Annotated in this window: 19 protein-coding genes and 1 pseudogene; 8 read left to right on the forward strand and 12 right to left on the reverse strand. The window is 43.1% G+C overall.

What is annotated here, in order from left to right; translation table 11 throughout:
• Positions 1 to 287 precede the first annotated feature (287 nt).
• The 3 genes from lpdA (at position 288) to NSP_RS17380 (ending at position 4572) form a co-directional block, all read left to right on the forward strand.
• Positions 288 to 1715: a dihydrolipoyl dehydrogenase gene (lpdA, locus tag NSP_RS17370; protein WP_006196894.1), complete on the forward strand. Its 1428-nt coding sequence runs from the start codon at positions 288 to 290 to the stop codon at positions 1713 to 1715.
• Between the two features lie 435 nt (positions 1716 to 2150).
• Positions 2151 to 3032 (forward strand): indole-3-glycerol phosphate synthase TrpC, encoded by an 882-nt coding sequence (gene trpC / locus NSP_RS17375; protein ID WP_006196896.1) that lies wholly within the window; start codon positions 2151 to 2153, stop codon positions 3030 to 3032.
• Between the two features lie 385 nt (positions 3033 to 3417).
• Complete coding sequence (locus NSP_RS17380; RefSeq protein WP_006196897.1) at positions 3418 to 4572, forward strand: pyridoxal-phosphate-dependent aminotransferase family protein; 1155 nt, start codon at positions 3418 to 3420, stop codon at positions 4570 to 4572.
• A gap of 290 nt (positions 4573 to 4862) precedes the next feature.
• On the opposite strand, the gene NSP_RS17385 is transcribed toward NSP_RS17380, so the two are convergent.
• Together NSP_RS17385 and NSP_RS17390 are read right to left on the reverse strand one after the other, a co-directional pair.
• Positions 4863 to 5090: a DUF2949 domain-containing protein gene (locus NSP_RS17385; RefSeq protein ID WP_006196898.1), complete on the reverse strand. Its 228-nt coding sequence runs from the start codon at positions 5088 to 5090 to the stop codon at positions 4863 to 4865.
• A 469-nt stretch (positions 5091 to 5559) separates the two neighbouring features.
• Entirely contained in the window at positions 5560 to 6084 is a 525-nt protein-coding gene (locus NSP_RS17390; RefSeq protein ID WP_006196900.1) for a DUF192 domain-containing protein, read from the reverse strand.
• A 362-nt stretch (positions 6085 to 6446) separates the two neighbouring features.
• On the opposite strand from NSP_RS17390, the gene NSP_RS17395 reads away from it, so the two are divergent.
• Both NSP_RS17395 and NSP_RS17400 read left to right on the forward strand, forming a co-directional pair.
• Positions 6447 to 7052, forward strand: coding sequence for a CAP domain-containing protein (locus tag NSP_RS17395; RefSeq protein WP_006196901.1), 606 nt, complete (start codon positions 6447 to 6449; stop codon positions 7050 to 7052).
• A 4-nt stretch (positions 7053 to 7056) separates the two neighbouring features.
• Positions 7057 to 7899, forward strand: coding sequence for an alpha/beta fold hydrolase (locus tag NSP_RS17400; protein WP_006196902.1), 843 nt, complete (start codon positions 7057 to 7059; stop codon positions 7897 to 7899).
• A gap of 280 nt (positions 7900 to 8179) precedes the next feature.
• On the opposite strand, the gene treS is transcribed toward NSP_RS17400, so the two are convergent.
• Positions 8180 to 11563 carry a maltose alpha-D-glucosyltransferase gene (gene treS, locus NSP_RS17405; RefSeq protein WP_006196903.1) on the reverse strand — a complete coding sequence of 1128 codons (3384 nt, stop codon included), beginning with the start codon at positions 11561 to 11563 and terminating at the stop codon, positions 8180 to 8182.
• Between the two features lie 155 nt (positions 11564 to 11718).
• Between treS and NSP_RS26060 the strand changes: the two genes are divergently transcribed.
• Positions 11719 to 11880: a hypothetical protein gene (locus NSP_RS26060; protein WP_157133663.1), complete on the forward strand. Its 162-nt coding sequence runs from the start codon at positions 11719 to 11721 to the stop codon at positions 11878 to 11880.
• A gap of 36 nt (positions 11881 to 11916) precedes the next feature.
• Positions 11917 to 12333, forward strand: a pseudogene (locus tag NSP_RS24420) (transposase); the annotation flags it as partial.
• Between the two features lie 311 nt (positions 12334 to 12644).
• Here the strand turns inward: NSP_RS24420 and NSP_RS17415 are convergent.
• The 5 genes from NSP_RS17415 to nuoH all read right to left on the reverse strand — a co-directional run bounded on the left by NSP_RS17415 (position 12645) and on the right by nuoH (position 16530).
• Positions 12645 to 13565 (reverse strand): NAD(+) kinase, encoded by a 921-nt coding sequence (locus tag NSP_RS17415; protein WP_017804282.1) that lies wholly within the window; start codon positions 13563 to 13565, stop codon positions 12645 to 12647.
• 6 nt (positions 13566 to 13571) lie between these two features.
• Complete coding sequence (nuoK, locus tag NSP_RS17420) at positions 13572 to 13877, reverse strand: NADH-quinone oxidoreductase subunit NuoK (RefSeq protein WP_006199065.1); 306 nt, start codon at positions 13875 to 13877, stop codon at positions 13572 to 13574.
• Between the two features lie 66 nt (positions 13878 to 13943).
• Positions 13944 to 14558 carry an NADH-quinone oxidoreductase subunit J gene (locus NSP_RS17425; RefSeq protein ID WP_173403299.1) on the reverse strand — a complete coding sequence of 205 codons (615 nt, stop codon included), beginning with the start codon at positions 14556 to 14558 and terminating at the stop codon, positions 13944 to 13946.
• Between the two features lie 173 nt (positions 14559 to 14731).
• Entirely contained in the window at positions 14732 to 15325 is a 594-nt protein-coding gene (ndhI, locus tag NSP_RS17430; protein ID WP_006199067.1) for an NAD(P)H-quinone oxidoreductase subunit I, read from the reverse strand.
• An 86-nt stretch (positions 15326 to 15411) separates the two neighbouring features.
• Positions 15412 to 16530 (reverse strand): NADH-quinone oxidoreductase subunit NuoH, encoded by a 1119-nt coding sequence (gene nuoH / locus NSP_RS17435; protein ID WP_006199068.1) that lies wholly within the window; start codon positions 16528 to 16530, stop codon positions 15412 to 15414.
• Positions 16531 to 16746: 216 nt separating this feature from the next.
• Between nuoH and NSP_RS25570 the strand changes: the two genes are divergently transcribed.
• Positions 16747 to 16998, forward strand: a complete 252-nt coding sequence (locus NSP_RS25570; protein WP_144360562.1) for a hypothetical protein — start codon at positions 16747 to 16749, stop codon at positions 16996 to 16998.
• 15 nt (positions 16999 to 17013) lie between these two features.
• On the opposite strand, the gene NSP_RS17440 is transcribed toward NSP_RS25570, so the two are convergent.
• The 4 genes from NSP_RS17440 to NSP_RS17455 all read right to left on the reverse strand — a co-directional run bounded on the left by NSP_RS17440 (position 17014) and on the right by NSP_RS17455 (position 21326).
• Entirely contained in the window at positions 17014 to 18150 is a 1137-nt protein-coding gene (locus tag NSP_RS17440; RefSeq protein ID WP_006199069.1) for a citrate synthase, read from the reverse strand.
• 135 nt (positions 18151 to 18285) lie between these two features.
• Positions 18286 to 18780 carry a phosphohistidine phosphatase SixA gene (gene sixA / locus NSP_RS17445; RefSeq protein WP_006199071.1) on the reverse strand — a complete coding sequence of 165 codons (495 nt, stop codon included), beginning with the start codon at positions 18778 to 18780 and terminating at the stop codon, positions 18286 to 18288.
• Positions 18781 to 18986: 206 nt separating this feature from the next.
• Complete coding sequence (locus NSP_RS17450) at positions 18987 to 20270, reverse strand: DHH family phosphoesterase (protein WP_006199072.1); 1284 nt, start codon at positions 20268 to 20270, stop codon at positions 18987 to 18989.
• Positions 20271 to 20828: 558 nt separating this feature from the next.
• Positions 20829 to 21326 carry an HNH endonuclease gene (locus NSP_RS17455; RefSeq protein WP_017804285.1) on the reverse strand — a complete coding sequence of 166 codons (498 nt, stop codon included), beginning with the start codon at positions 21324 to 21326 and terminating at the stop codon, positions 20829 to 20831.
• Between the last annotated feature and the right edge of the window lie 199 nt (positions 21327 to 21525).

Here is a 21525-nt window from a genome sequence, read left to right on the forward strand (position 1 = left end):
CAAGGCTTTAATTGTTGATACAATTAGGGCATCATACCTGTTTGATTTATCTGAGGCAACGCAGACAAAATGTAACTAATTATACAACCAAACTAATTGCTAGACTTAATAGTAAAGGCTGGACATTATTTTGTATAATTATAAAAATAGTAAAAAAATCTACATCTTTGCCTGCTAACTTAAAGCATAATATTTAATTTTGATCTAGCAACGCCCAAAGTTTCTGGAGTTGCGTAAATTGCAGGTCAAGTTGAGAATAAATAGGCGAAGCACACGGGGAAACTAATGTGAGTTCTGGATTTGATTACGATTTAGTTATTATCGGCGCGGGTGTAGGTGGACATGGCGCAGCCCTACACGCCGTTAGCTGTGGTTTGAAAACAGCGATTATCGAAGCTGGGGACATGGGAGGAACCTGTGTCAATCGTGGCTGTATACCTTCTAAGGCTTTACTAGCAGCATCGGGACGTGTGCGGGAATTACGTAATGCTCATCATTTGAAATCCCTGGGGATTCAAGTTGATCATGTCACATTTGACCGCCAAGCGATCGCAGATCATGCTGGCAATCTAGTATCGAAAATTCAAGGGGATTTAACCAACAGCCTCAAACGTCTGAAAGTCGATATTATCAGGGGTTGGGGCAAAATCGCGGGAACCCAAAAGGTGACAATCACCGGGGATGGTGGTGAAAAAACTATCACAGCTAAAGATATCATTCTTTCCCCTGGTTCAGTACCTTTTGTACCTCCAGGAATCGAAGTAGACGGCAAAACCGTTTTTACCAGCGACCAAGGCGTAAAATTAGAATCTCTGCCAGAATGGGTAGCAATTATTGGTAGTGGTTACATCGGTTTAGAATTTTCGGATGTTTACTCGGCTTTGGGCTGTGAAATCACCATGATTGAAGCCCTAGACCAATTAATGCCAGGATTTGACCGGGATATTGCTAAACTGGCAGAACGAGTTTTAATTACTCCTCGTGATATTGAAACCAAAGTCGGCATATACGCGAAAAAAATTATCCCCGGTTCACCGGTGGTAATTGAATTGGCAGATTTCAAAACCAAAGAAGATATTGATGTGATTGAGGTGGATGCTTGCTTAGTAGCTACAGGACGCATCCCCGCCACTAAAAACTTGGGTTTAGAAACTTTAGGTATAGAACTAGACAGACGCAACTTTATCCCCGTAGACGATCGCATGGCAGTTTTGTCAGGGGGGGAAGTAGTACCTCATGTTTGGGCAATTGGTGACGCTAACGGCAAAATGATGTTAGCACACGCCGCTTCGGCTCAAGGTATCGTGGCGGTAGACAATATTGTAGGGCGAAACCGGGTGATAGACTATCGCAGCATCCCGGCGGCTGCTTTTACTCACCCAGAAGTTAGCTATGTCGGTTTAACAGAAGTAGCCGCGCAGGAATTGGCGCAAGCTGAAGGCTTTGAAGTCGCCACCAGTAAAAGTTACTTCAAAGGTAACTCTAAAGCTTTGGCAGAAAATGAAGCCGATGGTATGGCTAAGGTGGTGTATCGCAAAGATACTGGTGAAGTTCTAGGTGTTCATATCTTCGGAATGCACGCCGCCGACTTAATTCACGAAGCATCAGCTGCGATCGCTCATCGTCAAGCCGTCCAAGACCTCGCCCATTTAGTACACGCTCATCCGACACTTTCAGAAGTGCTAGATGAAGCTTACAAACGAGCCGTGGTTTAGGGAGTAGGGGGGAAGAGGCAGGGGGGCAGGGTGCAGGGTGCAGGGGGGAAGAGGCAGGGGGTACTGGTGCAGGGTGCAGGGGAGAAGAGGCAGGGGGGCAGGGTGCAGGGTGCAGGGGAGAAGAGGCAGGGGGGCAGGGTGCAGGGTGCAGGGGAGAAGAGGCAGGGGGGCAGGGTGCAGGGTGCAGGGGAGAAGAGGCAGGGGGGCAGGGTGCAGGGTGCAGGGGAGAAAAAACTTCTCTTCCCATTCCCCACTCCCCATTCCCCAGTCCCCATTCCCCAGTCCCCATTCCCCAATCCTCTTCCCAATCCCCATTCCCCACTCCCCATTCCCCATTCCCCATTCCCCATTCCCCATTCCCCACTCCCCATTCCCTACTCCCCAATCTCCACTCCCCAATCTCCACTCGCCACTCCCGATTCCCCATTCCCCATTATGCAAATTCGCCGCCGTTCCACGAATACAACAATTAATGTCTCTTTTTTACGTTATCAGTCTACTTTGCCAGATATAGTACCAAATAACATTTTGGAAGAAATTGTCTGGCATAAGGAAATCGAAATTGATAAAATGCGGGAAAGGCGACCTTTGGCACAATTGCAAAAGCAAGCGCTTTCAGCACCGCCAACTCGTGATTTTATCGCCGCCCTTAGAGAAGGTAAAACCAAGCCGGCGTTGATTGCTGAAGTTAAAAAAGCTTCCCCTAGTAAGGGCGTTTTACGAGAAGATTTTGACCCGGTAGCGATCGCATCTGCATATGAAAAAGGTGGTGCTAGTTGTATTTCGGTTTTGACAGATACTAAGTTTTTTCAAGGTAGTTTTGAGAACTTAACTAAAGTCCGCGAAACCGTAGATTTACCCCTTTTATGTAAGGATTTTATTATCTATCCTTATCAAATGTACTTAGCCCGCATTCATGGCGCAGATGCGGTTTTATTAATTGCAGCTATTCTCAGTGATCAAGATTTACAATACTTTCTCAAAATTGCCAATGCGATGAAGATGAAGGCTTTGATTGAAGTTCATAGTTTGGCAGAACTTGACAGAGTATTAGTATTAACTGGGGAATTTATCGTCGGAATTAATAATCGTAATTTAGAAGATTTTTCTGTTGATCTGCAAACTACTTGCGAATTATTAGCAGCACGAGCTAGTCAATTACAAGAACGGAATCTTCTAGTTGTGAGTGAGTCAGGGTTACATACTCCAGCAGATTTACAGATAGTACAACAAGCCGGCGCAGCAGCTGTATTAATTGGCGAATCTTTAGTTAAACAACCTGATCCAGGTTTAGCCATTACTCATCTATTTGCTTAAACGCTTTTGTATGGACGCGAGCGATCGCGTCTCCAGCCCCACTGGGAAGAATTTTTCCTAAGTCATTGTAGCTGTACCCCAATTTGTGAGATTCTAAATAAGCTCCACTCAAGAACTTAGATAAACTGGGTAAAAAATTTAATGTCTCTTTGTCGCTAGCTAAATTAAAAAAAGAATTTTAGGTTATTTTCAATATACATAAGTTGTTGCAAAAGTCAAGCTGACCATAGTTTAGCTTTAATGATACTTTTACTATAGATTTCCTATAGATTTGCAGAATATAGCAAAGTACTTTGGATGTATATGCAGGTAAATCTAAAATTCGCCACCAAAATTTAACTATCCGCCTACAGTTTTAACTTTTATTTAATTTTAGGACAAACACATGGACAATAAGTTGATGCTGATGATTCCTGGCCCTACACCAGTACCAGAAGCTGCTTTACTGGCGTTAGCCAAGCACCCCATTGGACACCGCACCAATGAGTTTAGCAACATTATGGCGGAAGTGACAGCCAACCTCAAATGGTTGCACCAAACTGAAAATGATGTCCTGATGCTGAATGTTAGCGGAACGGGTGCGGTGGAAGCGGGAATTATTAATTTTCTCTCTCCAGGCGATCGCGTTTTAGTTGGCTCCAATGGTAAATTTGGAGAACGTTGGGTAGAAATCGGTGAAGCATACGGTTTGAACGTGGAAGCTGTTACCGCCGAATGGGGTAAACCTTTAGACACAGCGCTGTTTGCGGAAAAATTGCAAGGGGATACCGAAAAGCAAATCAAAGCCGTAATTATTACCCACAGCGAAACCTCCACCGGTGTGTTGAATGACTTAGAAACTATCAACCGCCTAGTCAAAGAACATGGTGAAGCTTTAATAATTGTGGATGCAGTGACCAGCTTGGGTGCATTCAATTTACCCATAGATAGTTGGGGCTTGGATGTAGTCGCCTCTGGTTCTCAGAAAGGCTATATGATTCCTCCCGGACTAGGTTTTGTTTCCGTCAGCCCCAAGGCCTGGGAAGCTTACAAAACTGCAAAATTACCCAAATATTATTTAGATTTAAGTAAATACCGCAAATCTACAGCCAAAAATACTACTCCCTTTACTCCACCCGTGAATTTGATTGTGGCTTTACACACCACTTTACGGATGATGAAAAATGAAGGCTTGGAGTCCATATTTACTCGCCATCAACGGCTGAAAAATGCTACCCGTGCGGCGGTGAAAGGTTTGAATTTACCTTTATTTGGGTCAGATGATTATGCTAGTCCAGCAATTACGGCTGTAGCCACACCAGGAATGGAAGCGGATAAAATCCGGTCATTGATGAACAAGCGTTTTGATATTGCTTTAGCCGGCGGTCAAGACCATCTGAAAAACCAAATTTTCCGCATTGGTCACTTGGGTTTTGTGAGCGATCGCGATATTCTTAGCTGTATCGCAGCTTTAGAAGTTACTCTCACGGAACTGGGACACGAAAACTTTACTCCCGGTGGTGGTGTAGCAGCAGCCGCTCAAGTATTCACTCAGTCCTGATTAAAATATAAAGAGCGAGTTAAATATTTAACTCGCTCTTTGAATCTGTATTGAAATAAGTAGAAATGGTAACAGTCAATTCTCTGGTTATCAGCCTCGGTACAAGGCAGAATGGACGTAACATACCTCAATTCTCCTGTATGAAACTCATACTTATACTAATTAGAACAATGATTGTAACCACAAACTGATCAAATCCAACTTTCTTTGAAAGACGCTATAGGTTGGTATTGTAATGCACGGCGTAAACAGGAAAACCATTGCTGTTTATCAGACTGATACAATCTATATTACGCCGTTTCCAGCCAATCATAAATTTGTTCTAACTGTTCTAAAGTAATTAACCCATACTGCCAAAGAATCATCGGTAATGGCCCCGGATCTTGTTCCCGATGTCGGAGGGCGACAGCGAGAGAAGCGGCAGAAATTGACAAATCTTCCTGTAGAAAATGAATCAGTCGCGAATATGTTGATGGTGGCATTTGTAACTCACCTCCTTTGATTGAATGTATTTTCATATTCAGTAGCCCGTAGCTAATATTTCATTGGTAACTGGTGATTACCGGATAAACACCTGAAAAAATTTGCTTACACTGATCAAGCAGAGCGATTTCATTGATCAAACTAGACAATTTCAACTTGATAGCATCACTGAACTGATCAATTTTGAAGCTACAGACTACTTAGGTCTAATTTGGTTTCATCTTTTTTACTATGATGTTTGATGGCATCACACATTTAGTAACAAAGATTCCATAGCTAATACTGCCTGATCAACGTCTGTTTACACTTACGCCAAAAGGAATATTTTTGGCATCCAAAGCGTGGAAATGTGATTCTACCTTGAAACTGCAAATTTTACTATGATCGAAAACATCTAAATATTCGCCCCTCGATTTGCTTTTTTATACCTACTTGATAGTTTTTTTACACAAAGCCCATTAATTCCGGATTCGCCGCCGCTTATCGGATAAAACAGGGTAATATTTATTGCCTGAGATTTTCCATATCTAAAAACTCAATTTTGACTGGCTGACCTGCTTGCAAATTTAATTCCGCAGCGCGTCCAGAGCGCAGTTCAATCACCGTATCAATGGGTACGTTTGGTCCATAAGTTGGGCAAGGCTCACTGGTGCAGGGAGGTGCAGAATCTTCAATATACTTAATTACCCCATTTTGCAAAAACACCATATCCAGAGGTACTGGCACATTTTTCATCCAAAATCTGACCTGTTGTTCAGCAGGGAACTGGAATAACATCCCTCGGTTATCTGGTAAAGCCGGACGATACATTAAGCCTTGTGCTTGCTGTTCTCGTGTGCGTGCCACCTCTAATTGAATTCTCGTACCATTAGACACAATTGCCTCCGCAGAAATTGGGAGTGTTTGACCATTGAATGCTTTGGTTTGGGTGCTTGGGGTGGATGTGGTAGATTTTGCTGTTGTTTCCATAGAACAGCCCATGAGTAAAACACTCAGTAGCATCGGGACTAAAGTTAGCCAACGCATCATATAATTTTTTGGGTTTTTGTAATTTAAATTTCGATTTTACAGAAATCAAACACGGAATTTAGTTGTTGTTTCTATGCAGGGGTTAATTGTTAATTGGTAGATGGATCAGATGAATATTTCTTGGTCGCTGTGAGCCTATAGCAGTTGATCAGCTAATATACTTATTCAGGCTTGGCAAAATGCTCAACGTCACAAGAGTTTTGTTTCTCCGGAATATGTAAATTAAATGTTGATCAGGTGAGCGGTTACGATTGTCGCCAGTATTATTGCCTAAAAATTCCCGGTCAATTTTTCAGAAAACGGTTATCCCTACGGTGGAGCTAAGTATATTGAATTTTAGCTTCCCAGAGTAGAGGTTATTTATGGAACTTTTGCCAACAGGTATAGAAAATGTAACACATGAGAATATTCTCTCGCAGTTGGAAAAAGAAGTTTTAGCAGAAATGAACAAAGTCCGGATCTATCCGGCGGCATACCTCCCGATTCTGGAAGACTGGAAACGGCAATTTCAAGGCACACAGGTGAGGATATCCGATCATGTTTATTTGCAAACTCAAGAAGGGGTAAAAGCAGTTGATGAGGCGATCGCATTTCTGAAATCAGCTGATCCTGTGGTAGCATTAAGTATATCTGTGGGAATGTCTTTAGGTGCGAGAGATCACGTTAAAGACCAAGGCGCAAAAGGCATGACCGGTCATAATGGTAGTGATGGCAGTAGCCCATTTACCCGCATCAACCGCTATGGGACATGGCAAATTACCGCCGGTGAGAACATCAGCTATGGTTCCAGCACAGCCGAAAATATTATCATGCAATTAATTGTTGATGATGGCGTACCGTCACGCGGTCATCGCCACAATATTTTTAACCCCGCATTTAAAGTCACTGGCGTAGCCTTTGGCATTCACAGCAAATACAGGCAGATGTGCGTCATTACCTACGCTGGCGGATATACCGAGAAAGTTTAAAATCATGTCCTCTATTTCCCCCACAGCTACAAACCTCAACGTCTACATCCAAGGTGCAGGATTCCCGATTCTCGGTTTACACGGTCATCCTGGCTCTGGTCGAAATCTTTCAGTTTTTACCAATCACTTATCCCAGCGTTACCAAACTTTCGCCCCAGATTTACGCGGATACGGCAAAAGTCGCTGTAATGGCAATTTTGAGATGACAGACCATTTGACCGACTTAGAAGCGCTCCTAGACCGCTTAAAAATCGAAAAATGTCTCATCTTAGGATGGTCACTGGGGGGAATTTTAGCAATGGAAATGGCCTTGCGACTACCAGAACGGGTTACTGGTTTAATTTTGGTAGCGACAGCAGCCCGACCCCGTGGGAATCATCCCCCCATTAGTTGGCAGGATAATCTATATACTGGTATTGCGGGGATTTTGAATTATCTGCAACCGAGTTGGCAATGGAATATAGATACATTTGGCAAGCGATCGCTCTTTCGTTATTTAATTCAACAACATACCCCTACAGCATACAATTATATTGCCCAAGAAGCAGCACAAGCCTACTTACAAACCTCCTCTCCCGCAACTCGCGCCCTGTATACTGCTCTAAGATCCGGTTACAATCGACTAGCAGAATTAGAGCAAATTAACTGTCCTAGCTTAGTCCTAGCTGGAGAACAAGACCGTCATATCACAGCCGAGTCGAGTTTAGAAACAGCGCGACACCTAAAAAATAACCAATACCATTCTTATCCCAATACCGCGCATTTATTTCCTTGGGAAATTCCCCAACAAGTATTAAGTGACATTGATATTTGGTTGGAAGCACATCCACAAGTTACAAATACATAACGCCATAAACCCCTCTCTTCCTTCTTTGTTTCTTTCTTCGTGTACTTTGCGCCCTTCTCCCAAAGGGAGAGGCTAGCGCCAACGTGGTTCGTTCCTCTTACTCCGACTCCGCTAACAATTGTAAAATCAATTGCAGCCTCCGGAAATGTTGAGTTTCGTTCCTCAACCCAACCTACACATTTTAAGATTTTTGACGCTAACTGAACGGTATTGTCCTATATTCTTTCTTTCTTTTCTTTCTTCTCTTCGTGTACTTTGCGCCCTTTGTGGTTCGTTCCTCTTACTCCGACTCCACTAACAATTGTAAAATCAATTGCAGAGGAATATCCACATAATCGGGACGATGATTAAGTTCATCTTCAAGCGCCTCAATAGCCTTTTCCAACAGATAAGCAAAAAGCAGTAATTGTAATTCCCCCTGCGTCCTGGGTAAAAACTCATTTTCCCCAGCAGTCTCTAAATAAGAATTGCAAAAAGCAGCACTCACCCAGGTATACCAAAACTGCGCCCATTGTTCCATCAGAGGCAGATTTTCCGGACGAATCATCCCAGTTTCCATTTCATAGCGCAAAGCTTGAGTCACCGCATAATTAAAGGATACCAGCATTCGGGCTACATCTCTTAAAGGCGATCGCTTGCGGCGGCGTTCACTCAAACTGCGAGCCGCTTTACCCTCAAAATGAGTGATAATAAAGTCTTTCCCAGTGTACAGCACTTGCGCCAGATGATAGTCGCCATGATAACGAGTTCGCCTGGCGATAATTTTTTGACTCACCACTAACTGAAAACGTGCCAAAATCTCTTGTTGCTTATTGAGAACATCTCCTGCTAACTCCTGAGTATGAGATGGCAAATATTCTGCCCGTTCTCTCAGCAATCGGAAAACTCGCCCTGTAAGGTTGCGCGCATCTTGATATATAGAACGTTGGTAAAACGATGTAAAAGGTTCTGACGCAAAATCAGGATTATCTGTATCTGTCGCCAAAGCAATATGCAGTTCAGCTGTGGATTTCCCCAACATTTCCGCATTGGGAAGGTAAGAATTAATGGTTTGGGTAACCAAGTCGGGAATCTCAGTTCTCTGTAAATCCAGTAGAGAACCTGATGGAATGGGAACTTCGGTAATATTTGCTTGTTCTGTCGTGACGACATCAAAATAATGACGCAAGCTATCGAGAGTGTAATCCCAGCCACTGCGAGTATCTAAAATTAACTCTTGTAATATACCTACTGTCATCGGTAGGGCTGGACTATCCTCAAATCTCTGGGGACGGCGGTATTCTAACGCCCCAGCTACAGGTAGGAAATGTTGCAAGGGTTTTTTCTCACCCAGAAAACGCCGAATTTCTAAATCTGGGTGCATACCTTCTTCAAATTTACGGAAAAGTTTCAAACACAGGCGATCGCCATACAATATATAAGTATTGGTTTGTTCTTCTTCTTTAAGGTCATGTGGTTCATGGTCTGTGTCTTCTGAGTATAACTGTGAGAATAAATCTGTGGTTGTGGCAAATAATTCTCCTGTTATCCCTGGATATAAATTATGATCTGCGTAGGCGCAGCCCGTCGGAGACATCGCATCTAATAATGCAGTCAGAAAATCCTGGTCTACTAAAACATCAAATAAAATCCCTGCTTCTGGAGTTTCCCTTTGCACTTGCAGACGTGAGATTACAGCTTGCGGAATTTCTGACAACAGGTGCATTGCTTGATTACCTGACGCATAACCCAGAAATAATAGATACGTTTCGCGGTTTCTGTTGATGTAATCTACCTGTAACCACACTATCTCGGCTAAATTTTGATTGTACGGTATGGCGATCGCTTCCACAATTTGTACTGATTGCAAACTTTGGTTTTTACCGCCAAACCATTTACAGGTATATAGATAATCTCGCAGTGTTGATTCCAGAACCCCTTTTAAATCTCGTTGTGAAATTACATTTTCCCACTGTTCATTAACAACCAGTGTGGGTAACTCGGCTTGGGGTTTCGGTGGTTGAGTTAAGCTTGGTTTACGTTTGAGGACAAACCAGTAAAATCCGTAGGGACTAAGACTGAGAAAATAAGGCGATTCTCCAATGGGTGGAAATTCTGTGTAACCAAAAATTTCTACTGGTACTAATCCATTGAAGTCTGATAAATCTAATTCTGCTGTTTGCACATAATGAGATAAATTGGCGACTACTACTATATTTTCTTCTCCATAGGTGCGACTGAAAGCAAAAACTTTGCGGTTATTGGGGTGTAATAATTCCAAGTTACCTTTACCCAAAGCCTGAAATCGGTTACGTGTCGCAATTAACCGTTTCATCCAATACCACAGAGAATTAAAGTTAGCCCGTTGTGCTTCGACGTTGACCGCTTCGTAGTGATATTCTGAGTCAATGATTACGGGTAAATGTAGGCGATGGGGATTGGTGCGACTAAAACCAGCGTTACGGTCAGAACTCCACTGCATGGGAGTCCTTACACCATTGCGATCGCCTAAATAAACATTATCACCCATGCCAATCTCATCACCATAATAAAGTACGGGTGTTCCTGGCAATGATAATAATAAACTATTGAGTAATTCTATCTGGCGGCGGTCATTGCCTAATAATGGTGCTAATCGGCGACGAATACCTAAATTTAATCTCATTACCGGGTCTTGAGCATAGACTCGATACATAAAATCTCGGTCTTCATCTGTTACCATTTCTAAAGTCAATTCGTCATGATTACGCAAGAATAACGCCCATTGACAGTTATCAGGAATATGGGGAGTTTGTTGCAGAATATCCACAATGGGAAAATTGTCTTCCATCTGGAGAGCGATAAATAAGCGCGGCATCAGGGGAAAATGAAAATTCATGTGACATTCATCACCATCTCCATAGTATTGGGCTGCATCCTCTGGCCATTGGTTAGCTTCAGCTAAAAGCATTTTTTGCGGATATTTCTCATCAATGTGCGATCGCATTTCTTTCAGGAAAGCATGAGTTTCTGGTAGATTTTCGCAGTTCGTCCCTTCCCGTTCATACAAATAAGGAACTGCATCCATGCGTAATCCATCTACGCCCATTTCTAACCAAAAATCTAAAGCCTCAAATACTGCTTTTCTCACTAAGGGATTATCATAATTTAAATCTGGCTGATGGGAGTAGAAACGATGCCAAAAATATGCTTTAGCGACTGCATCCCAAGCCCAATTAGAGGTTTCAAAATCTTGGAAAATAATTCGTGCTTCTGCGTATTTTTCTGGCGTATCACTCCACACATAAAAATCTCTTTCTTGACTGCCTTTTGGGGCGCGGCGTGCGCGTTGAAACCAAGGATGTTGATCAGATGTATGGTTAATAATTAACTCAATAATCACCCTGATACTACGCTGATGAGCAGCGATTAATAACTTTTTAAAGTCTTCTAATGTTCCATAAATGGGGTTAATACTGGTATAATCAGCAATATCATAACCATCATCTTTTAATGGTGAGGGGAAAAATGGTAGTAACCAAATAGCATTAATTCCTAAGTCTTGCAAGTAATCCAGTTTTTCTGTCAGTCCCCGCAAGTCACCAATACCATCACCATTACTGTCAGCAAATGCGCGAATAGGTACTTCGTAAATAATCGCGTTTTTAAACCATAATGGGTCATCTTTTAAAATTATGTTCGGCATTTTCTCTATGGAAAATTAAAGGTTTTTATAGTTAAAACTAAGGTTCGCCACTTGATGCAGTCATGCCTTGATCTCACAAAATAGCCAAAATTATCACTTTGTCCATCTAACATAAGTAGGAGCAATAATTCAGAGGGTGTAGGGGATAGGGTGTTATGCAAGCAATATTGGAATTATTACAAAACATTTTATTTTCTCACAACTACATACCTCATGGACATTGCTATCTTTGGCAAAAGCCTCTGGTAGCGTTACATTTGGTGAGTAATGCACTGATAGCGATCGCCTATTATTCAATTCCAGTCATGCTTATTTAGGGCTTGCTGAATAAAGCCAAAAGCTAGAGTCCTAATCCTGAATCTGTTCATGTAGATAAAATTTATCGGACACGGGAAAATCGCGCTTGGTGTAAAGAAAGAGGAATTAGAATCAGTGGTCCACCACTAGGTATACCACCTAAAAATGTCAGTCCTGAAAAAAAGAAACAAGCTTTAGAAGATCAACGGATTCGTAACTCTATTGAAGGTAAATTTGGACAGGGTAAACGCAGATTTAGCCTGGGTAGAGTTATGGCTCAACTGCCTCATACTTCTTTAACTTCTATTGCCCTAACTTTTTTAGTCATGAATCTTTCCACCCTGTTATTACGGCTTTTTTGGGGATTTTTATGTCAATTTTTCAAAATTACGTCTTTTCCCCCATTTCATATTAATAAAATTGATAACTTAGGGAGTTTTAGACAACGAAAACTTATCTTTATTCCTGCCTGACTACCCACTCAATTCTCCTCAAGTTTTTTCTCGACTTTTTCAGCAAGCCCTAATTAAAAACCGCAACCAACTCGGAACAAGTATGAGGTTCCGCATAATTAAGTCTCAAAAATTGGTTAACAGCAATTTTCATGTAATTAGACCACGTGCTGATATCTGTATTTCTTTCTTCCTTTGCGCCTAACGCACTTCGTGCTTCACTTCGCTGATGCGCCTTTGCGTGAGATATGCGGAAAAACCCCCGAAAAGATCCGGGGGCTATATTTCACAGACAACTTGCAACAAAAGCGCTCCGTACACACCTAATTAAATCAATTACGGTGATTATTACTGTAGCGAACCCTTGTACCTGCCCAAAGCAGCTTCTCTCGCAGCGTCTGATAATATGAATTGTTATCTCGCAAAATAATAAACTTCGCCCGGCAATCAGCCATACGCACATCAACCCGATGTCCTGGCCAAATCGACGTAGATAACACCCCATCCATCCACAGCTTTGTACTCAAATCATAGTCTCCCAAGGGCCAGATGCTGACCACAGAACCAGGAGGTAAAACTAGAGGGCGACTAGAAAGACTCATGGGACAAATGGGAGTGATAGTAACCGCCTCCATACCATCGTGGATAATGGGGCCACTAGCAGAAACAGTATAACCAGTAGAACCAGTGGGAGTGGAAATAATCAAACCATCCCCCACATATTGATCGACTACCTCACCATCAATTTCCATTTCCAGAATAGAGGTAATCATGCGGTCAGCAGAAGCGGGTTTCACACAAAATTCGTTCAAAGCGAGGTAGCGCTCAGTCACAGGTTCCAAATTCGTGCGATTACCCTCATACACTGCCGCTTGTAGCATCATCCGCCTCTGGATGGCATAGCGATCCTCTAATAGTCGATCCCAAACCTTCTCTGTATCTTCAAACTCATCTACAGACTCGGTTAAAAAGCCCAGATGACCCCCAACATTCACACCCAAAATAGGTATACCAGCTGGGGCTAAATGTCTGGCGCTTGTTAAAACCGTGCCATCACCACCGAGTACCAAAGCCAAATCAATTGGTTGAGTTGCAGAAGCCAAAAACACCGGGTAAGGGTTATCTTTTGGCCCACTAGGCCCCATCAACACGTGACAATGGCGCTTTTCTAGTTGTTTAGCACAAAGTTCAGCCCAGCGTTTACTCTGGGAATCTCGTGCTTTATAAGCAATGATTACCTGCTTGAGTTGCACGCAAAATTACCACTTCAGGAGATTAAACTGCTCCATATCGACGGTATCGCGGTTACGATAAATGGCCAGCACAATCGCTAAACCAACCGCCGCTTCAGCAGCTGCCACGGTAATCACAAACACTGTGAATACCTGACCCTTAATTAAAGTTGAATCGAGAAAGTTGGAAAATGCCATTAAATTCAGATTAACAGCATTCAGCAGTAACTCAATTGACATCAACACCCGCACGGCGTTACGACTGGTAATTAAGCCATAAATGCCAATACAGAACAAAGCTGCTGCTAGTAATAAAAAGTACTGGAGTTGCATGGATTCTCGTATCCCTTATCAAAAAAATCTGGCTTTTTACTTGCGAATCGCATCATATCGCAAATTTTACTCTTTGGTTTCGCTACCCGCCGATACCAAATCTCTGGGGCGTTCTGGCAAAGTCAAAACACTTTGTTGCAACTCTGAGGATGTTGGTTGTTCAGGCAAATACTCGCGACGTGCCAAAATAATCGCTCCCACCATCGCTATCAGCAACAATACTGAAGCTAGTTCAAAAGGTAGTAAAAAGTCAGTGAAGAAATGCTCACCAATCACAACGATAGAACTTTCTGGAGCTACAGCAGCAGGTGTTGAGTAAGCCCAAGGAGTCCCCAATACCATCACACTCAACAGGCCAAATAATCCCAGGCTGACTACTGCTGTGAGGACTTTCCTCAGCCCAGTACTGGGAAATGGCGCAAAATCTTCTCGCTTGTTCACCAACATAATGGCAAACAAAATCAGCACGTTAACCGCTCCAACATAAACCAGCACCTGTGCTGCTGCTACAAAGTCACCATTGAGCAACAGGTAAATTGCCGCCATGCTGATAAACACGCCCCCTAGCATAAAGGCAGAATAGACAACGTTAGAGAACAGCACTACGCCTAAAGCTGCCCCAATCATCATCACGCCCAATATGCCTAACGCTACAAACTGTACTCCTTCGGCTAGATTCACTTTTTCCGATCCTTTTTGATTTCCAATAAATCGTAACTGGTAATCGCTCATTACGATTACCCACTAGCACCGCCGCAAGGCGGAAGTCAAAAGTCAAAAGTCAAAAGTCAAAAGTCAAAAGTTTACATAATCGGCTTTTGATTGATTTGAAGTCTAAACTCCGCTTTGCGGTGCTAGCCACTTGTTTTTTCTGTTTGTTCTACCAAATCTTCTGGACGAGAACCAGCACGAGGTGCATCAGCAGGCAGGTCGTGAGGGTCCATGACACCCTTGGGTAAGTAAGCTAGTTCGCGCAGTGGTGTAACCATTGGGTCATTTGTGACTTTGTAAGGCAGACGACCTAGGGCTACGTTGTCATAGTTCAATTCATGGCGATCGTAAGTGGATAGCTCATACTCTTCTGTCATTGATAGACAGTTAGTTGGGCAGTATTCCACACAGTTACCGCAGAAGATACAAACTCCAAAGTCAATACTGTAGTGTTTGAGCTTTTTCTTTTTGTTGGCTTTCTCAAATTCCCAATCCACTACAGGCAGATTGATGGGACAAACCCGAACACAGACTTCACAGGCGATACATTTATCAAACTCAAAGTGAATTCTGCCCCGAAACCGTTCGCCAGGAATCAGTTTTTCGTAAGGGTACTGTACGGTGACAGGGCGACGCTGCATATGGTCAAAAGTTACGGCTAACCCTTGACCAATGTAACGTCCGGCTTGTACTGCTTCTTTGGCGTAATCACCAACTTGTTTGAGGAACTTTAGCATTTTTAGTGTTTTTCTCTCTCTTTTCAATTCTGGATCTGGGATTTTAGATTTCAGATTCGATCTAAAACCTAAAATCTCAAATTGGTTTATCCACCAAAGGCAAAGGGAAAGGCAAGTTTTAGGGCTGCGGTTACTAGAAGGTTAACCAAAGCCAGTGGTAACAAAAACTTCCATCCTAAATCTAGCAATTGGTCAATCCGCACCCGTGGTACTGTCCAACGCAACAAGATGGCGATAAATACTAGCAAATAGGCTTTGATTAGGGTCATGACAATACCCAAAGAAGCCGTTGCTACCTGTAAGACGGGATTAAATTCACTGACTCCCACCCAATTAGCTATGACATTAACGGGAATCGGGAAGTCCCAACCGCCCAGGTATAAAACTGCTACCAGTAGTGCAGAAAGCACTAGGTTGACGTAGGAACTCAGGTAAAACAGCGCGAATTTCATGCCGGAATATTCGGTCTGATAACCAGCAACGATTTCTTCTTCCGCTTCGGGTAAGTCAAAGGGTAAGCGTTCGCATTCAGCCAGGGCTGCTATCCAAAAAATGAGGAACCCTACTGGTTGCCGCCAAATGTTCCAGCCGAGGATACCATAGCCAGATTGCTGGTTAACAATATCAATGGTGCTGAGACTGTTAGACATCATGACGACGGCCAGCACGCTCAACGATAGGGGAATTTCGTAGCTAATGGATTGAGCAGCAGCCCGCAATCCACCGATTAGGGAATACTTGTTATTTGATGCGTAACCAGCCATTAACAACCCAATGGGAGCAATGCTAGAAAATGCAATCCACAAGAAGATTCCCATGCCTACATTTGTAATGACAATATTCTGTCCAAAGGGGACAATCAAATAGGACAGGAATACTGGCAGTACGACTAAAATGGGGCCGATGGTAAATAGCCAAGCGTCAGCTTTAGCTGGTACGATGTCTTCTTTAAATACCAGCTTCAAACCATCGGCTACTGGAGCTAGTAAGCCAAAAGGTCCAATAAATTCCGGCCCAATGCGCTGCTGTACTGATGCCGAAATCTTTCGTTCTAACCAAACACAGACTAGTACCCCCACTGTTGCTCCAATCAGCATCAGTATCATTGGCAAGGGCATCCAAATGGCTTTGGCTGTCCCTGCTGGTATCCCTAAATCCATGACGGATTTAATAAACGTTCCTTGGAGGTCAATTCCTGAATTCATGTTTCTGCTCTTTAAGTCAATTGAAGTATGAAGTATGAAGTGTGAAGTGTGAAGTTATAAAGTATAAAATTCGGCTCCTTCATCCTTCATCCTTTTATGCTTTGATGAAGACGCTTGATAGCTTGCGTGGCGTAGACATAGATTTTTGCCAATTCCCATGCCTAGTATATCGTCCAATGGTTTTCAGCCCTTGAAGCTATACAAGAACTTCTACTTATGGTCAGGATTGGGATTTCTTTTGGTTGGCTAGAAGAGGATGTAGGGGCGGGTTTACCATCCCCGTTGATGATGAATGATATCTGTGATAGCTTGCGTGGCGTAGCCATACCCGCCCCTACTCATGCCAACTTCTGCCCGTCCTTAGTAATTAGCGGGCATATTTGCCTCTTCCTTCTGTCCCCAGGCAAAACCTCCGCCGACTTTATGGCAACGGTTATCGACTTTATAACTGGGTATGAGTGTGACTAACAATCCAACTGCCAGTTAACGTTGATCGATGGGGAGATAAGTAATCTCATGCTTACCGTTGTAAATCTGGGTAGGTCGGAATATGCGGTTTTCTGCGAGTTGTTCTTTCCAGTGCGCTAGCCAACCTGCTACACGAGCGATCGCAAATATTGGTGTAAATAAGTCTGTGGGAATTCCCATTTTCCTGTACACTAAACCAGAGTAAAAGTCAACATTGGGATAAATCCCTTTGCCAGACAGTTTTTCTGCTACTACTCGTTCCATTTCTAGGGCAATGTCATAATACTTATCATGCCCAAACTTGGCAAACAATTGCTCTGCTAGGTTTTGTAAGACTGTAGCTCGTGGATCTTTGACCTTATAGACACGGTGTCCAAAGCCCATAATCTTGGCTTTGCGTTGCAGCAGGTTGTCTACATAGGGACGCACGTTTTCTACTGTGCCAATTTCTTCCAACATCTGAATCACTTCTTCATTGGCTCCACCGTGCAGGGGACCTCCTAGGGTTCCGACGGCACTAGCTACCACGGCGTAGGGGTCAGTTAAGGTGGAAGCTGTTACCCTAGCACTGAATGTAGAGGCGTTCATTGTATGCTCGACGTGAAGAATCAAGCAGATGTCAAAAATTTTGGCAGCCAAAGGATCTGGTTCTTTCTCGTTGAGCATATAGAGAAAGTTGGCGGCGTAGTCTAAGTCATCGCGTGGCTTTACGGGGTCGTTGCCTTTTCGCATTAACTGGAATGCGGCTACCATTGTGGGAATGGTTGCTAATAGGCGCACCACGGCATCCCGAATGTAGGCGGGATTGTGTAAGTCCCGGCGTGAGTAAAATAAGCCTAACGCCGCAGCTGAGGCTTGCAGAGCATCCATCGGGTGACCGCTTTCTGGAAAGCATTTCATCATGTCCCGAATGCGGTATTTGATTCGCCTGTGGTAGCGAACCTCATGCTCAAACGTTTCCAATTCTTCTTGACTTGGCAATTCACCCCAGATTAAGAGATAAGCAGTTTCCAGAAAGGAACTTTTTTCTGCTAGTTCTTCAATCCGGATGCCACGATATTCTAGAATTCCCTTTTGCCCATCAACATGACTAATACTCGATTGGGCGGCGGGAATGCCTTCTAAACCAGGCTTGTATTCGCACACCATCATGGCTACACCATTTGCTTGTTGAAATATCTGATTGTGCAAGGCACACGCTCCGCGAACACGCTAACTTACCAGAAATTCTTGTCGCTATAACAGTAGCCGATATCACAGCACTTTGGGAAAAATGTTGAAAAGCTGTTACAGCAGGTACTTGGGCGGTGTCAACCAAAACATTTGACTCCGACCCAGAGGTGAACCTATTTCTGGTAGTTTTATCCCGATCATACCTGCTTTTTTCAAGACTAAACTGTGTTTGACTTCCCCCCAAAGCAGAATTTCTGCCCAATTGCTTAAACAAGGTTCATGTCCTACCAAGGCGATTTGCGTATTTTGTGCATATTTTTTGGGTTCTAACCAGTAATTTAGCCAACTAGATATATGACCGTTAGGGGCAAGATGGGGAGATTTTTCCCATTGGGTACTGAGTCCATCTGCTACAAGAATTTCAGCCGTTTGGCGGGCGCGGACTAAGGGACTGGTGACAATTACCTCAAACTGCAAACCCAGTTTTTTAATTTTTTGGGCAACTTTTTCGGTTTTTTGTCGTCCTTCTTTTGTGAGCGATCGCTCTTCGTCTTTGATGTCTGGTTGCTTGTCTTCGGCTATACCATGACGAATTAAGTATAATTCCATATTTTGAGTGTTGAGTTTAAAGCACAATTCATCGGTAGGGGTTTGACATTGCTCTTGGGGATGAGGGTAGCCGTTAAGCCCTGACGAGGATAGCTGCGCTTACCGCCTACCTTGCCAAAGGCGAGCCAACCCCTACTGACTAAATCTTGTCTTCAGGTTCGCTTTTACGGATTTTACCTAGGATTATTGTACTAAAAATGCACTGCCTACTCAGACTGAATGGGGTTGTCTTGAGGATTGACTAATTTGAGTAGCTTTTGCTTGATTTGAGAATCATAGACTTCCCATTTCATTTTTGCATAGGCGGAATTTTCGTTACTACCAGACAAGAAACCCATCGGAATTTCAAAACCGCCTGCGCCTGTACGTCCACCACCAAAAAATCGCCCTGTGTTATCTTGCCCAAAGGCTTCTTTAATAAACTCATCCGGGTCAAGGGTGAGTTTCGCGGTTCTCAGGGAGCCAATGACTACTTCTACCTCGTCTTCGTCGTGAACAATGCCGTAAACTACTGCGGTATGCACGTTTTCTTCTGTCACCAGAAAATCGGCTGCTTGGGGAATAGCATCCCGGTCTTCGTAGCGAAGATAACCAACGCCAGCAATGGAAAAGTTATTCTGCACGATGCGGTTTTTTAGCGATCGCTCGATCACATCCATTACCCGCTTGGAACGATTTGCCTGTAAAATGGCGTTCAGCAGTTGAGCATCATAAAATCGACTCAGATATGCTGCTGCCATGAAATCTTCTTCTTGGGCTTGCATCAGCCGATTGGTATCTGACCGCAACCCATGCATCAAAGCCGTAGCACATTTGACGTGTTGGCCGATGCTGCTATCTAAGGCTAGTAAACCCGATTGCAGATACTGTGTAAAAATTGTTGAGGTGGCTCGCACATCAGGACGAACGTCAACAAATTCTGATTTGTGTTCTGCCTGTAAAGTATGATGGTCAATGACTGCAATTAAGGGAATTCCCGCTTGCTGCACGGCTGTTACTAGTTGACTTGTAGTTACCTGGTTATCAATTAAGATGCAACCTTGATAAGATGACAAGTCTTTGCTTTTGAGGACTTGCGATGTCCAGCGCTGGGCGGGTAAGCCCGTCAGCTTAACTAAAGCAATATTTTCTTGATGACTCAGCGTACCAGCATAAATTATTTCGCATTTGATATCATATTGCTGCACAATTAACTGGTAAGTCCAAGCACAAGACAGAGCATCAGGGTCGGGGAAATCTTGTAGAATTACCAGATGTCGCTCATGTCGGTGGGCTAAAAGGGTCTTCTGCAATTCTTCAGATTTCTGAAAAGCCACGGAATTTCCCCGTTGCCCTAAATATTGCCCATTTCTGAGTTCGCCATTGGATGATGGTAAGCATGGCCTGGTGAGTGAAACTTCCACTGCTTCTTTCTCTTCAGCATCCTCTGGGCTAGGTTCTGTGGTCAATAAAAAACTTTCTGATTGCTTCAAGGAAGGATTCAATTTCATAGGGGACATCTTGATAAGTGCGAGCCTCCATTGATTTGTTAAGAAATAATACAACCAACACTGAACTCATTTAGGGACGTATTCTGATCTTCGCAAAAATATAGCGTTGTTGGCATACTTATCTGGGTCTATTTTCGGTCAATCAAATTAGTCAGCAATCTGCTAAAATCAGCAAAATTGCTTCAAGAAGGTGAAGACCAAGATTTTTTGTTTCCAATATGACTTTTAACTAAAGTTGTTTGGTATTTTTAACGGCTATCAGAGTTTTTAAGCATATTCCTGATTTTGCGGGAATATTTCCCACTGATTTCGTTATTTTACAATATTGTGATGTAAGATATAAAGCTTATATATCGTTTGTCTAAATTCGCCACCATGCTCTATCAGATGCCACTAAACATCCTGGATGCTCTTTAGTCCAAGTTTATTAAAGCCAAAGTTTGGCTTTCACGATCAAGATAACCTCTGGCTGATACCGGGTTATTTCAACCACCACGAAAAATTAACACCCATCACAGGTGATAATTCCTTTGGCTTTTGGTAATTATTCCTGGAGCGTCAAAGACCAATTACATATTTTTGCCACTCGTTGTGCAGTCCGCTCTTGAGATGTTTGCTTACCTCAAAATAAAGACTACTATAAGGTTGGCGTGGAGGCTGACGCAAAGGCATATGGGCTTCGTAGGGTGTGCGGTTCCCTTTTTTGACATTGCAACGGACGCAAGCCGTCACAATATTGTCCCATGTATCACCCCCTCGGCGCGATCGCGGTATAACATGGTCTAATGTCAACTCATCCCCGGTATAACCGCAGTATTGACAAGAATGACTGTCACGGTGCAAGATATTTCGGCGAGTCAGAGGAATTTCTTTATACGGAACGCGGACATAATGACGCAACCGAATTACAGTCGGTAACGGAAAATCTGAATAAAGAAATTTACCGTTATGTTCAATGCGTTCTGCTTTGCCTTTAATCAGCAGAATCACAGCCCGCCGCCAACTGGTGATGTTGAGCGGTTCGTAAGACGCGTTTAGGACTAAAACCTTCCCCATTGGTTAGCGCTCGAGGTATTAGTTTTACATATTTTAACACAAGTCTACTCTTTTGGGCAGATGAGTACAATTTATACTTTCGTAATGTTTTGGTAAGAGGTGGATTATAAAGAGGGTTTAGGGGTTGACATTTAATAAAATTTTTGTTATCATAAATTTGATAAGGAAGAACTATCTTGCAGATAGCTAAAGTCTAAAA

Source organism: Nodularia spumigena CCY9414 (assembly GCF_000340565.2).
GTDB classification, from domain to species: Bacteria; Cyanobacteriota; Cyanobacteriia; order Cyanobacteriales; family Nostocaceae; genus Nodularia; species Nodularia spumigena.